The organism is Plantibacter sp. H53 (assembly GCF_001650455.1).
Taxonomy (GTDB): domain Bacteria; phylum Actinomycetota; class Actinomycetes; order Actinomycetales; family Microbacteriaceae; genus Plantibacter; species Plantibacter flavus_A.
Map to the genome: position 1 here is coordinate 206,299 of NZ_LWCT01000002.1, position 14,242 is coordinate 220,540.

Sequence of the window (14,242 nt, forward strand, 5' to 3'; positions counted from 1 at the left end):
GGAGACGCCGTTGCGCCGCCGGCGGAGGTGTGAGGTGGCCTCGTGCCCTACGCCCGCGGGGCCGGGTCGGACGTCTCGGACGAGTCCGTCCCACCCGGTCCCGCTCCGGCTTCGTCCTGCCGGTCCTCTCGGCGCCCGGACCCGAGCGACAGGGTGGCGAGGAAGCCGACCGCCAGGAATCCTGCGGCGGCGAACGCCGCGGAGCGGGTGCCGTCCGACAGGGCGATCCTGGCGTCTTCGGCCACCGTCGCGGTCGCCGGGTTCGCGTCGAGACCGGCGATGGCGGCGCCCGAGCTGTCGACGACGCTCGTCACGAGGGCGTCGCGCTGTTCGGTCGGTACACCGGCGTCCTCGAGTCGTCCGTCGAGGACCGACGCCGTGCTGACGAAGAGGATGGTCCCGAGGACGGCGATACCGAGTGCCGAGCCGATCTGTCTCGCCGTGCTCTGCGTCCCGGAGCCCTGGCCGCTCTGCTCGACGGGTACGTCCTTCAGGACGACGCCCGTCAGCTGTGCGGTGGCGAGACCGACGCCGAAGCCGTAGACGAACAGGAACGGCACGATCGCGAACCATTCGGTCGCCGGCCCGACGACCAGCCCGATGCCCGCGACACCGATGATCTCCGCGACGAGGCCGACGCGGACGATCAGGACGGGCGCGACCCGGTTGCCGAACGCGCCGGCGAACCCGCTCGCGGCGAAGGAACCGATCGCGAGGGCCAGGAGGATCAGACCGGTCTGCAGTGCGCTGTAGCCGAGGACGAACTGGAGCCAGATCGGCAGCGAGAGGATGATGCCGAACTCCCCCAGCGAGACGATGAGGGCGGCGATGTTGCCGTTCCGGAACGATGGCAGCGAGAACAGGGAGAACGCGATGATCGTGCTGCGCCCCTGGCGCATCCGATGGCGTCCCCAGAGGACGAACGCGACACCTGCGACGACCGCGACCATGAGGGCCACAGGTACCGGGGAAAGGGTGAACGGCCAAGTCCAGTCCCCGATGACGAGTGGATCGTCCGTGAGCCACCATCCGAGACTCCGGCCCTCGATGAGTCCGTAGACGAGGGACGCGCTCGTCAGGATCGACAGCACTGCGCCGACGACGTCGATGCGGTCGGTCGCGGGTTCCCGCGACTCCCCCACGAACAGGAGGAGTCCGACGATGATGAGGACGCCGAGGGGCACGTTGATCCCGAACGCCCAGCGCCAGGAGAAGTCGGTGGTGAGCCAGCCGCCGAGGAGCGGACCGACCGCCACCATGCCCCCGATCGTGGAGCCCCACACCGCGAAGGCGATCGCGCGGTCGCGGCCTCGGAAGGTCGCGTTGATGATCGAGAGGGTCGTCGGCAGGATCATCGCGCCGCCGACGCCCTGGATCACCCGGGACAGGATCAGGAGGTCGCCCGTCGGCGCGAGGGCGGCGAAGACGGAGGCTCCGCCGAAGACGACGACGCCGACGAGCAGCATCCGACGACGGCCGAAGCGGTCGGCGAGCGTGCCGAAGACGATGAGCAGCGCGGCGAAGACGAGCGTGTAGGACTCCTGGACCCACTGCACCTGGGTCGAGGAGATCCCGAGATCGTCGACGATCGACGGGATCGCCACGTTGACGATCGTCGAGTCGACGATGATGAGGGCGACGGCGATGCTGATGACGACGAGACCGAACCATTTACGACGGTCCGACGGCGAGCGCTCAGGCTTCGCGGAAGGCGTGGACTCCGTCATGCGCGGAAACGATCAGCTGGCTGCATATTCTGATTATGCGCCTTCTCGAGGCTGATGTCACACGGACGTCCGGCGGTCAGACCAGGAGCGGCTGCAGCTGGCGCGAGCCGTCGATCAAGAGGTCGAGGAGTGCGGCGGGGCGCTCGATCCGCTCACTCGGTGCCGAGAGCGACAGCCCCGCGACGAGACCGCCGCGGTCGTCCCGGATCGGGACCACGAGGCAACCGTGACCTGGCGTCACCTCACCCACCTGTCGTGCGTACCCGAGTCGTTCGACGTCGTGGATCAAGGGCTCGGCGTCCCGGAACGGCCGCTGGACGAGTCCTGACCAGTCGTATCCACCGTGAGCGAGCTCGTGCAGGAGCAGACGCCCGATAGCGGAGGTGTCGAGGCGCCTGACGATCCGCTGCTCGTCACTCAACGGGAAGTCGGGATCCGCATCCGCGATCCTGATCCGATCGCGCTCGTACCGTACGAGGTGGACGCCGCCTCGCACGCTCGACCGCAATCGTCCGATCACCTCGCGCGCAGCGAGCGGGGGTGGTGCTGGAGCGACGAGGTGGGCGAGCTCGACGACCTTCCGCCCGAGTGCGAATCCGCGCAGGTCGGGCATGCGGACGAGGTACTCGTCCTGGACGAGGAGGTTGAGGAGTCGGTACGTGGTCGCCCTCGGCATGTCGAGTCCGGCCGAGACCTCCTGCGCCGTCACACCTGCACCGCATCGCGCGACCTCTTCAAGCACCGTGAGCGCGCTGTGCACGGCCTTCGGTTGTCGGGCGCGGAGCTCGCCCGCGCCGCTCACCGGTGCTCCGCGGACGGTCCGCCGAGCACGTCGGCGCTCACCGTCTCGTCGTAGACCCCCACGGTCGAACTCAGCCACGGACGGCGTCGATGCCGGATCGCCCAGATCGAGATGCCGAGCGCCATCGTGACGAGGAACACCCAGACGCCGACGCCCCGCTCGCCGGCGCTCTCGACGACCAGATAGACGACGAGCGCGACGGACAGCAACACCCCGGCCACCACCGCTCGCAGGAGCGGCCAGAGCGTCAGTTCCCCGATCCGCCAGAGGAAGGACGGGGCTGCGATGCAGACGAGGACGTAGGCGGTGATGTACCCGGCCGCGGCCACGACGATGAGGACCTGCATCGCCGCCCAGGCCCCTCCGGTCAGCACGAGCGCGAGCACCGAGACGGGCGTGACGATCGCCAGAGCCGCGATGATCGCCACATGGGGCGTACGGAACCGGCCGTGCGTGGTCCCGAGGCGCGACGGGAGGACGCCCTCTCGACCCATCGAGAACACGACCCGCGAGAACGCCGTGATGGAGGCGATCGCACAGGCGAGGAACGACGCCGCGACGGACAGGTCGAGCAGCAGCCCCATCCATTCGACGCCGAAGGCCAGCGCCAGATCGTTGATGGGCGTCCGCGTCGCGGTGATGTCCTCCCCCAACGCCGCGAAGCCCGCCAGCTGACTGTATGAGGTGACGAGGAAGAGGAGACCCGCACCGACGACGGTCCAGACCAGGGACCGGGGGATGCTTGCGAACGGCCGACGGGCTTCGACGCCGAGCGTCGAGGAGCTCTCGAATCCGACGAAGGCGGTGACGGCGAGGACCGATCCGACCGCGAGGTGCTCCGGGGAGGCGTCCAGCCCGAGCACGGCCCAATCGGGCGTCGGTCCGAGCTGCGACAGGAGCACGCCCACGAGGATGAGGATGGTCGCGACCGAGGCGCTCTCCACGATCAGGGTCACCCGGGTGGACAGGTGGATCCCGCGGACGAGCACGACGAGGCAGACGACGGCCATGCACACGAGGAGTGTGGACACGACACCCGTCGAACTCGGCATGCCGGGCCAGAACCGGTGCAGCAGGATCGACAGGTAGTACCCGGCACCGGCCAGGGCGAACATGGCGATGAAGCCGTACCCGATGAGCAGCGCGACGCCCGTGACGAAGGCCGCACCCGTTCCGAGCCCCTTGGACACGAAGGTGTACAGCGAGCCGGTCGCGGCGATGCGCTTCGCGAACACGTTCACGGTGGTGGCGACGAGCAACGACAGCAGCATCGCGATGGCGAGCGACCACATGGTCGCCCCGCCCGCGGTCACGGTGACGATCAACGGGATCGTCGTCGCAGCGGCGGACGGCGCCACCGCCGAGACGGACTGGGCGAACACGTCGATGAACCCGACACTGCGCCGCTGGAGGCCGTCGACCGGTGACCGGGACTCGAGACCACGGACGCTCGGAGGATTGCTGATCGCGCGTTCCAGAGCCGTCACGTCCCTCACCTCCTCCTCGTCGTTCAGGCTAGGCGCGTCCCGTTGCACCGGCGTGGCGGGCGTGTTTCGGCTTCATGACCGTCAAATGAGACAGCGGTGTCGACCGGTCTCATTCGGTGCCGAGCAGGTGTTACGGCGACGAGACGAGGCGGCAACAGGAGACCGGGATGCTGGCCTCGTCCCGATACCGCCGCATTGCTCGAGGAGTGTCCATGACCGTCACGAAAGGTCCGGCCACCGATGCCGGACAGCCCACCCGGTCCCTGAAGGGATCGCTCGGCGTCACCGCCATCGTCTTCATGGTCGTCGCCGCGGCGTCGCCGTTGACGGTCGTCGGTGGAGCCGCACCGCTCGGCATCCTGCTCGGTAACGGGGTCGGCTTCCCGAGCATGTACGTCGTGTCCGCCGTGATCCTCCTGCTGTTCGCCGTCGGACTCTCGGCCATGACCCGGCATGTGCCCAAGCCGGGTGCCTTCTTCACCTTCGTCGGATACGGGCTCGGCAAACCGGCCGGTCTCGCGTCGGCGTTCCTCGCCCTCCTGACCTACACGACCATCCAGGTGTCGGTGTACGGCTACATCGGCTACCTGTTGAGCGTGACCTTCGCCGGTCTCGGCGCCCCGGAGATCCCCTGGTACCTCTACTCGCTCGCGTCGATCGCCGTGGTCGGTCTGCTCGGCTACCGCCACATCGACCTCAGCTCGAAGGTCCTCGGCGTCCTGCTCGTGGCGGAGGTCGGGATCGTCCTCGTCCTCGCCGGGGCGGTCATCGTGACCGGCGGTGCCGACGGGCTGTCGGCGGAGCCGTTCGTGCCAGAGCAGGTGTTCTCCGGGTCGCCCGGTGTCGGACTGATGTTCGCGATCGCGGCGTTCATCGGGTTCGAGGCGACCGCGATCTTCCGCGACGAGGCGAAGGACCCGTCCCGCACGATCCCACGGGCGACCTACATCGCGGTCATCGGGATCGGCCTGTTCTACACCCTCGCCTCCTGGGCGCTCGTCATGGCCTGGGGCCCGGACGACGTCCTCGCCGTGGCCGGTGAGGATCCCGGCGCGATGATCCTCCGCACCACCCTGCTCTACCTCGGCCCGGTGGGAGAGCTCGTCATCAACGTCCTCCTCATCACGAGCATGTTCGCCTGCGTCCTCTCCTTCCACAACGTCATCACCCGGTACCAGCACACGATGTCGAACGCCGGCGTCCTGCCGGGCCGGCTCGGCGGCGTCCACCCCAGGCACCTCTCGCCGCACACCTCGTCGCTCGTCCAGAGCGCCACCGCGGCGATCCTGATCGTCGTCTTCGCCGTGCTCGGTCTCGACCCCGTCCTGCAGGTGTTCACGTGGTTCGCCGGCGTCGCGACCCTCGCGATCGCGATCCTGATGGCGGTCACGAGCCTCGCGGTGATCGTGTACTTCGCTCGCACGAAGCAGGATCGACGGGTGTGGAACACGGTCGTCGCACCCGGCCTCGGGTTCATCGGACTCGTCGGTTCGGCCGTCGTGATCGTCGTCTATTTCCCGATGCTCGTCGGAGACGTGGATGCGGGCGGCAACCCCGTGTTCGGAACCGTGAGCGCCGTCCTCCTCGCCCTCATCGTGGTCTGCCCGGTCATCGGCCTCGTGCAGGCCGCGTACCTGCGTCGTCGTCGCCCGGCCGCCTACGCCGACGTCATGGACGCCATCGGCGGTTGACCATCCGACCCTTCCCCTCGCCTTCCGAGACCAGCCGCATCACCGAACCAGGAGCCTCACGATGACCATCACCGACCCCACCACCCTGCGCAGCACCGACGGCGACACGCCCGTCCAGCACCCGCTCGCCAGCCTGTCCGCGCCGGAGTTCGACCGCATCCGCGACATCGTCACCGGCTTCGACGACTTCACCGAGACGACCCGGTTCGCCTACGTCGGCCTCGAGGAGCCCCACAAGCGGGCGGTGCTCGCCTGGCAGGCCGGCGACGGTCCCCTGCCGGAACGCCTCGCCCGCGTGATGCTGCTCGACATGGCCACGGGTCGATCGACGGACAACGTGGTGTCCATCGACAGCGGGTCCCTGCTCAGCACGGTCGTCCTGGACGGTTCCCGCGGCCAGCTGCCGATCCTCATCGAGGAGTTCGACGCCATCGCGGAGATCGTGGCGGAGGACGAGGGGTGGGTCGCCGCCCTCGCCGCCCGTGGCTGCACGGTCGACGAGGTGAAGGTCGTCCCGCTGTCGGCTGGCTTCTACGACTATCCCGAGGAGGTCGGGCGTCGGATCGTCCGGGTCCTCGCGTTCCGCCAGGACTACCCGGCCGACCACCCGTGGGCCCACCCCGTCGACGGACTGAGCGCCTATGTCGACACCGCGGCACGACGGATCACCCGCCTGATCGACGCGACAGCCCTGGCGATTCCGGCGGAGCCCGGGAACTTCGACGACCCGGCGGTCCAGGGTGCTCCGCTCTCCTCGCTCAAGCCGATCGTCATCACCCAGCCGGAGGGTCCGAGCTTCCGGGTCGACGGCGAGTTCGTCGAGTGGGGCAATTGGCGGTTCCAGGTCGGGTTCGACGTCCGTGAGGGCCTCGTCCTCCGTCAGCTCTCGTTCGACGATGCCGGCGAGGAACGACCGATCATCTACCGGGCGTCGATCAACGAGATGCTGGTCCCCTACGGTGACCCCTCCCCCGTGCGCTTCTGGCAGAACTACTTCGACACCGGCGAGTACCTGTTCGGCCGGTTCACGAACTCCTTGGCGCTCGGGTGCGACTGCGTGGGCGAGATCAAGTACTTCGACGCGGTGCTCGCCGATGAACTCGGCAACCCGTTCACGATCGAGAACGGGATCTGCATGCACGAAGAGGACTTCGGAACCCTCTGGAAGCACTCAGACCTGTACACCGGCTCCAACGAGGTCCGGCGGTCGCGTCGGCTGGTCATCCCCTTCTTCACGACCGTCGGCAACTACGACTACGGGTTCTACTGGTACCTGTACCTCGACGGCACCATCGAGTGCGAGTCGAAGCTGACGGGCATCCTCTTCACCTCCGCGTACCCCGGGCTCGACGCGGAGGGCGCCGACTACCCGTACGCCTCGGAGGTCGCGCCCGGGCTCGGTGGGCCGTACCACCAGCACCTCTTCTCGGCCCGTCTGGACATGATGGTCGACGGTCTGTCGAACGCGGTCGAGGAGGTGGACGCGGTCCGGGTGCCGATCGGGCCGGGGAACGAGCACGGCAACGCGTTCACGAAGCGGGTCACGCGGCTCAGCACGGAAGCGGGGTCCGGACGCATGGCGGACGGCTCGGCCGCTCGAGCCTGGCACATCGTCAACACGGAGAAGACGAACCGGATGGGACGCCCGACGGGGTACGTGCTGTACCCGCAGGAGTCGCCGACGCTCATGGCCGACGCGTCGTCGTCGATCGCCAAGCGGGCGGAGTTCGCGACGAAGCACCTCTTCGTGACGAAGTACGACCCGGCTGAACGATACGCGGCGGGCGACTTCGTCCACCAGAACCCGGGTGGCGACGGGATCACGCGGTTCATCGAGGGCGACGAGTCGATCGACGGCGAGGACATCGTGCTCTGGCACACCTTCGGACCGACGCACTTCCCCCGTCCGGAGGACTGGCCGGTCATGCCGGTGGACTACGCCCGGTTCACGCTCAAGCCCTACGGCTTCTTCGGCAAGAACCCGACCCTGAACGTCCCGCCGAACGAAGCGGTCGGGCACTGTTCGCACGACACCGGCGCCGCGCACGTGGGACACGGCGGTCACGACCAGGGTGCCGAGGAGCACTGTGGCCACGGGCACTAGGTCGCGGCGATGAGCGAGGTCCTCCACCTCGGGGCGCTCGTCCCGGCCGCCGTCGGCGCCTGTTGCACCGTCGGCGGCCGACGCGGACCCCTCGACCTCGTGGCCGCGATCGTCATGCTCGCGGCGATGCTCGACCTGGCGACCGGTGCCGGGATGCTGCATCCGTTGCTCTGGGTCGTCGTCCTGATCGTCCTCGCCGTCGCCTCGGCGGTCCGGCTTCGGTCCATCGCCGGGCTGCCGGCTCCGGTCGACGACGCGGTGGCGCTCGCCGTCACACACCACCGTGCAGCGATGACCGTGCACACCTCAGGCGGTCTCCTGATCATGGCGGCGCTCGTGTGCACCATGGCGGGTCATGCCGCCGGGAGTATATATGCCGGATCGGGTATACATCCGGCAGGACATCAGAACGGAATGGGCGTCCTCCCCGCCGTACTCCTCGCGGCCGGCATGGCGATGTTCACGGCCCTGTCCATGCGGCTCGCGGTCGAGGCGGCTCGCCGGCGTGAGCGGGTCGTGGTCGTCGAGGTGGTGAGCATGACGGTCTCCGTCGTCGCCATGGGGCTCGCCGCGGCGCTGTGAACCGGGCGGCGGCGTCGATCTACTCGGCGTCGTCGCCCTCCCACGGCGGCCGGGCGACCTTGCCGGACATCCGCCATACCGCTCGGGTCAACTCGGGGTGCACGCGGGCGATCTCACGGAGTACCTCGTACTCCAAGTGGTCCGCGTTGTCGCGATGGTCCTGGGCGTCGTCGAGCGACGAGTACCCGGCGAGCCGCGCCATCGCGTGCTGGGCGGCCAGACCCCGGGCGTGCAGCGCGTCGTCCCGGAGGACGGCGACGACGAGCTCGTCGACTGTCGGCATCGAGGGCAGGAAGTCCCAGGGGTCCTCACCGTCGCGAGCGCGGTGCTCGATGATCACCTCGCGCTCGAGCTGCGCGTCGCGGCGCAACCTGGGGAGGTCGACGGCCTGCAGATCCACGTACCCTCCTCGCTCCGGCGCACCCCGCGGCGCGCACTCGGGTATCAAGGGTACGCCCGGTATCGGAGGACCGTGCCGTCAAGGCGCAGCTTCCTCGCGGTCGAGGCTGGTACCGCGGGACCACCGATGTCGTCCGATCGGCGGATACCGGTGCCGTTTCAGGTCCATCCTCGTGCGGATGTGATCAGGGGCGCCGCTCCATAGCGTGGAGTGGGGCGGATGGCGCCCACTCCGCGACCGAGAGGCCCGTCCTTCCATGTCATTCCTCACGAGGCTCAGCCTCGCCAATCGACTGATCGTCGGCCTCATCACTGCGGCGATCGTGGCCTTCGGACTCTTCGCGGTCGGTTCCCTGAAGCAGGAGCTGCTGCCGTCCGTGCAGCAGCCGGGTGCCGTCGTTGCCGCGACCTACCCCGGCGCCTCGCCGTCGTCGGTGGAGCGCGAGGTCACGAAGCCCGTCGAGCAGGCGGTGCAGGGGGTCAAGGGCGTCACCGGCGTCACCTCGACGTCGGTCAGCGGTTCCACGTCCGTGCAGGTGAGCTGGGACTTCGGGCAGGACGACGAGAAGATCGTCGGTGACATCCGCAGCGCCCTCGCCGGCTTGAAGAGCACGCTTCCGAACGACACGACCACCGAGGTCTACGCCGGCGGGAGCGACGACATCCCCGTGCTGCAGCTCGCGGTCGCGTCCGAGGACGAGTCCGGTGAGTTCGCGGGCAGGGTCGAGACCACCGTGCTCCCCGCGCTCCGCGGCATCGCCGGCGTGCGCCAGGTCGATCTCGCGGGCGAGAACGCCACGCAGCTTGTCATCACGATGCGTCCGGCCGACCTCGCGGCCAAGAAGGTGACCGCGGAGGAGGTCATGGCGGCCGTCCAGGCGAGCGGCGTCATCACGGCTGCCGGGACGAGTGTCGACGCCGGCAAGGAGCTCTCGATCGAGGTCGGCTCGGCCGTCGGCTCGCTGGCCGAAGTGCAGGCGCTCCCCATCCAGCACGAGGACGGGCCCTTCGCGCTCTCCGCCGTCGCGGACGTGGAGCTCGTGCCCGCAGCCGAGACCTCCATCGCCCGGGCGGACGGTCTCCCGTCGCTGTCGCTCACGATCCTCAAGGACCCGTCGGCCAACGCCGTCCAACTCGCCCACACCATCCGTGACGCCCTCCCCGGCCTAGAGCAGGAGCTCGGCTCGGGTGCGGCCTTCACCGTCGTCTTCGACCAGTCGCCGATGGTCGAGCAGTCCATCCACGACCTCTCCGTCGAGGGCGGGCTCGGGCTGTTGTTCGCGATCATCGTGATCCTGGTGTTCCTGCTGTCGATCCGGTCCACGATCATCACGGCCGTGTCGATCCCGCTCTCGCTCCTCATCGCGATGATCGGTCTGTGGATCGGCGACTACTCGCTCAACATCTTCACGCTCGCGGCGCTGACCGTCGCCGTGGGGCGGGTGGTCGACGACTCGATCGTGGTGATCGAGAACATCAAGCGTCGGCACACCGGGCGGGCGATGACGACCACGAGCGTCGTCGAGGCGGTCCGCGAGGTCGCCGGGGCCGTGACCGCGTCGACGATCACGACCGTGGCCGTGTTCCTCCCGGTCGCCTTCGTCGGCGGGACGGTCGGCGAGCTGTTCCGACCGTTCGCCGTCACCGTGTCGGTCGCGCTCATCGCATCCCTCGTGGTCTCGCTCACGATCGTGCCGGTGCTCGCCTACTGGTTCATGCGAGGCTCCTCCGCCCCGGCTGTCGGCAAGGCAACCGACGATGCGGCCACCGAAGCGGCGTCCGTCGTCGAGGACGAGTCCGAGGCGTACTCGAAGCTCCAGCGCGCCTACCTGCCGGTCCTGCGCACCGCCCTGAAGCGTCCGGTCGTGACCCTGCTCGTGGCGGCGGTCGTGTTCGCGGGGACGATCGTCTCGGCCGGGTTCCTGAAGACCGACTACCTCGGCGACATCGGGGGCGAGAACACCGTCACGGTCACGCAGGAACTCCCGGAGGGGACGAGCCTCGACGTGACCAGCGACGCGGCCGCGGCCGTGGAAGCGGTCCTCGCGAAGACCGCCGGCGTCTCCGGATACCTGACCACCGTCGGTGGGAACGGTTCGAGCAACACGGCACAGATCAGCGTGACCGTCGGTGAGGAGAGCTCGCGCGAGGGCGTCGCCGACACCATCCGGGACGCCGTGGCGAAGCTCGACGACGTCGGCGAGGTCACCGTCGGCGACGCCGGGGGCGGATTCACCGGTGGCGGAGGCGGCATGGAGGTCACACTGCAGGGTGAGGACCCAGCGGCGCTCGCCACGGCGGCGGCCGCGGTACAGGACATGCTCGGCGGTACGGACGGCCTCCGCGATGCGACGAGCGACCTCGCCGACGAGCAGGGCCTGCTCAAGGTGAACGTCGACCGCGCCGCCGCCGCCCGGTACGGCTTCACGCAGGAACAGATCGGCCAGGCCATCGCCAGCGCGCTCCGCGGCACGCCGATGGGTTCGGTCATCCTCGAGGGAGCGTCTCGCGACATCATCGTCCGCTCGCAGCGGGTCGGCACGACGCCGGCCGAGATCGCCGCACTCCCCCTTCCCGTCAGTGCCTTGCAGCAGGCCGCGGCTCAGAAGGCCGCGACCGACGCCCTCACGGCCGAGCAGGACGAGGCCACCCAGCGCGCGAAGGACGAGGCGGCATCCCAGGCCGCGACCCAGCGCTCGGAACTCCAGGACGCCCGCTCGACCGCGGCCTCGCAGCTCGACGCCCTGCGGGCTCAGCTGAGTGCGTTGCAAGCGGCTCCCGTCGAGGTGCCGCCGGTCACGCCCACGACACCGGAGGAGGAGGCGGCACGACAGGCCTATGAGGCACGCGCCGCCCAACTCGCCGGACTGAGCGACGCCATCTCCCAGCTCCAAGGCTCGATCACGACCATCGACGAGCAGCTGGAAGCGATGCGGGACGCCGAGAGCGAGGCCGCCGAACAGCAGGCGGAGGCGGACCGCCTCACCCAGGCGCAGAAGGACCTCGCCAACGTCAGCGCCGTCCCGATCCCGGTCAGCGCCGTCGCGCAGGTGGGCGAGGAACGTGCCGCAGCGGCGATCACGCGTATCGACGGCGTCCGGACCGTGACCGTGTCGGCGACGCCGACGGGTGACGACCTCAGCGCGACGACGCTCGCCGTCCGGGAGGGCCTCGACGGCCTGGACCTGCCGAGCGGGGTCACCGCCTCGGTCGGTGGTGTCGCCCAGGAGCAGGAGGAGTCGTTCGCGCAGCTCGGCCTCGCGATGCTCATCGCGATCGTGCTCGTCTTCATCGTCATGGTGGCGACGTTCCGGAGCCTCCTGCAGCCGCTCATCCTGCTGGTCTCCGTGCCCTTCGCGGCGACCGGCGCGATCGCGGCCCTGCTCATCACGGGGACCCCGCTCGGCATCCCGTCGATGATCGGCCTCCTCATGCTCATCGGCATCGTCGTCACGAACGCGATCGTCCTCATCGACCTGGTCAACTCGTACCGGGCTCGGGGCGACGGCATCGACGACGCGGTCCTGCACGGAGCTCGACTCCGCTTGCGGCCGATCATCATGACCGCCTGCGCGACCATCTTCGCGCTCGTGCCCATGTCGCTCGGACTCACCGGCGGTGGGGTGTTCATCTCGCAGTCGCTCGCGATCGTCGTGATCGGTGGCCTGGTGTCGTCGACGCTCCTGACGCTCATCCTCGTGCCCGTGCTGTACCTGCTCCTGGAGCGCCGGACCGAGCGCCGTCTGGAGAAGCGTGAGCGGAAGCGCACGGCGAAGGCCGCGCAGCGCGAGGTCGAGGAGCACGACGAGCAGACCGATGAGGACCTCGACGCGATCCTCACCACGGATCGCTGACGGCGGCTGCAGGGTGGGCGATCCGGCCCACCCCGCAGCTGGCACACTGGTGGGCGTGGACCAGCGACTGATCGACCTCCTCCGTTCCGACCTCGACGCGGCCGGGTACACGGTGGAACGGGTGCGCGGTCTCTGGGGTGAGACGGCCGAGGCCGCCCTGCACCGCTCGAACCGGGTCGTGGCGATCCGTTCGCTCGACGAACGCCGCCGGACGGCCGGCACTGAACCGATCGCGACGCTGGCGACGCTGTTCGTGCTCGGCGTCGCCGTGGGGGCCGATGACGCGGCGCGTGCACTGCCGTCGCTCGGCCTCGACGGCGCGGTGGCGCTCGGTCTCGTCGGCCTGAGTCACGACGGATCGGTCGCCCCGGCCATCGATCTGCGTCCGTACGCCTGGGTCGACGCCAACGGGAGCGGTGCGTGGTGGATCGCCTCCGACCTCGGCGAGCTCGCGCTGGGTCACGAGCTCGGCGAAGAGCACGTCCTCGGGGTCGGCGGCGCGTCGATGACCCTGAGCGGCATCATCCTCCCCGAGCGGAGCGGAACGGCACTCGACCTCGGGACCGGGTGCGGCATCCAGGCGCTCCACCTGTCGCGGATCGCGGATCACGTGGTCGCGACGGACATCTCCGAGCGAGCACTCGAGCTCGCCGCACTCAACGCGCGCCTGAACGGCATCGACTCGATCGAATTCCGCCACGGCAGCATGTTCGAACCCGTCGCCGGCGAACGGTTCGACCGCATCGTCTCCAACCCGCCGTTCGTCATCACCCCGCGCGCCGAGGGCGTGCCGAGCTACGAATACCGCGACGGCGGTCTGGTCGGCGATGCGCTCGTGGAGTCGGTGTTCCTCGAGGCCGCCCGGCATCTGACGCCCGGCGGGGTCGCGCAGTTCCTCGGGAACTGGGAGTACCGAGACGGTGCCGACGGGCTCGACCGCGTGGCCGGATGGGTGGAGCGCAGTCCGGAACCGGTCGACGCCTGGGTCATCGAGCGCGAGGTGCAGGATCCGGCCGAATACGCGGAGACGTGGATCCGGGACGGTGGCACCCGCCTCGGGACGCCGGAGTTCGAGCGCCTCGCGGGAGCCTGGCTCGACGACTTCGCGGCTCGGGCTGTGACCGGCGTCGGCTTCGGTTATGTCCTGCTCCGTCGATCGGACCCGTCCACGCCGCTGCGCCGTTTCGAGCGGCTGCACGGGCAGGCGGGTTCGAACGCTGCCGGGCTCGGTGCGCACCTCGCCGTGTGTCTCCTCGCACACGACTGGCAGGTCGCGCTCGACGACGAGCAGCTGCTCGGCGAACGCGTCATCCTCGCGGGCGACGTCACCGAGGAACGCCACTACTGGCCCGGTGACGAGGATCCGACGGCGATGACCCTGCGGCAGGGTGGCGGCCTGGCCCGCTCGGTGGGAATCGACACGGGCCTGGCGGGGCTCGTCGGCGCCTGCGACGGCGAGTTGACCCTGGGAGCCATCATCGACGCGATCGCCCAGCTCGTCGAGGTCGATGCGGCGGAACTCCGCGCCGAACTCCTCCCCCGGGTCCGCGCACTGCTGGACGACGGCATCCTCCTACCGAGCTCCTGAGCCGTTCC

At 69.5% G+C, this 14,242-nt stretch carries 9 protein-coding genes; 5 read left to right on the plus strand and 4 right to left on the minus strand.

The window, feature by feature from the left end:
* Window positions 1-47: 47 nt before the first annotated feature.
* The 3 genes from A4X17_RS02380 to A4X17_RS02390 form a co-directional block, all read right to left on the minus strand.
* Window positions 48-1,727: a DHA2 family efflux MFS transporter permease subunit gene (locus tag A4X17_RS02380; protein ID WP_064294049.1), complete on the minus strand. Its 1,680-nt coding sequence runs from the start codon at window positions 1,725-1,727 to the stop codon at window positions 48-50.
* A gap of 76 nt (window positions 1,728-1,803) precedes the next feature.
* Window positions 1,804-2,529 carry an IclR family transcriptional regulator gene (locus A4X17_RS02385; RefSeq protein ID WP_064294050.1) on the minus strand — a complete coding sequence of 242 codons (726 nt, stop codon included), beginning with the start codon at window positions 2,527-2,529 and terminating at the stop codon, window positions 1,804-1,806.
* Window positions 2,526-4,016, minus strand: coding sequence for an APC family permease (locus A4X17_RS02390; protein WP_064294051.1), 1,491 nt, complete (start codon window positions 4,014-4,016; stop codon window positions 2,526-2,528). Before A4X17_RS02390 ends, A4X17_RS02385 begins: the two co-directional genes overlap by 4 nt.
* 212 nt (window positions 4,017-4,228) lie before the next feature.
* On the opposite strand from A4X17_RS02390, the gene A4X17_RS02395 reads away from it, so the two are divergent.
* The 3 genes from A4X17_RS02395 (at window position 4,229) to A4X17_RS19095 (ending at window position 8,393) form a co-directional block, all read left to right on the plus strand.
* Window positions 4,229-5,707: an APC family permease gene (locus A4X17_RS02395; protein ID WP_064294052.1), complete on the plus strand. Its 1,479-nt coding sequence runs from the start codon at window positions 4,229-4,231 to the stop codon at window positions 5,705-5,707.
* A gap of 61 nt (window positions 5,708-5,768) precedes the next feature.
* A complete protein-coding gene (locus A4X17_RS02400; protein ID WP_064294053.1) occupies window positions 5,769-7,811 on the plus strand; it encodes a primary-amine oxidase in 2,043 nt (680 codons plus the stop codon).
* 9 nt (window positions 7,812-7,820) lie between these two features.
* Entirely contained in the window at window positions 7,821-8,393 is a 573-nt protein-coding gene (locus A4X17_RS19095) for a hypothetical protein (protein WP_064294054.1), read from the plus strand.
* Between the two features lie 19 nt (window positions 8,394-8,412).
* Here A4X17_RS19095 and A4X17_RS02410 read toward each other — a convergent pair whose 3' ends face one another.
* Window positions 8,413-8,793: a hypothetical protein gene (locus A4X17_RS02410; protein ID WP_064294055.1), complete on the minus strand. Its 381-nt coding sequence runs from the start codon at window positions 8,791-8,793 to the stop codon at window positions 8,413-8,415.
* 256 nt (window positions 8,794-9,049) lie between these two features.
* Between A4X17_RS02410 and A4X17_RS19615 the strand changes: the two genes are divergently transcribed.
* Together A4X17_RS19615 and A4X17_RS02420 are read left to right on the plus strand one after the other, a co-directional pair.
* Entirely contained in the window at window positions 9,050-12,646 is a 3,597-nt protein-coding gene (locus A4X17_RS19615; protein WP_064294056.1) for an efflux RND transporter permease subunit, read from the plus strand.
* Window positions 12,609-14,234, plus strand: a complete 1,626-nt coding sequence (locus A4X17_RS02420) for a methyltransferase (protein WP_082915866.1) — start codon at window positions 12,609-12,611, stop codon at window positions 14,232-14,234. The genes A4X17_RS19615 and A4X17_RS02420 overlap by 38 nt, the downstream gene beginning before the upstream one ends.
* The last annotated feature ends 8 nt before the right edge of the window (window positions 14,235-14,242 follow it).

Coding starts and splice junctions, on each gene's coding strand:
- A4X17_RS02380 (WP_064294049.1), bottom strand. CDS start 1,727: ATGACGGAGTCCACGCCTTCCGCGAAGCCTGAGCGCTCGCCGTCGGAC.
- A4X17_RS02395 (WP_064294052.1), top strand. CDS start 4,229: ATGACCGTCACGAAAGGTCCGGCCACCGATGCCGGACAGCCCACCCGG.
- A4X17_RS02400 (WP_064294053.1), top strand. CDS start 5,769: ATGACCATCACCGACCCCACCACCCTGCGCAGCACCGACGGCGACACG.
- A4X17_RS19095 (WP_064294054.1), top strand. CDS start 7,821: ATGAGCGAGGTCCTCCACCTCGGGGCGCTCGTCCCGGCCGCCGTCGGC.
- A4X17_RS19615 (WP_064294056.1), top strand. CDS start 9,050: ATGTCATTCCTCACGAGGCTCAGCCTCGCCAATCGACTGATCGTCGGC.
- A4X17_RS02420 (WP_082915866.1), top strand. CDS start 12,609: ATGAGGACCTCGACGCGATCCTCACCACGGATCGCTGACGGCGGCTGC.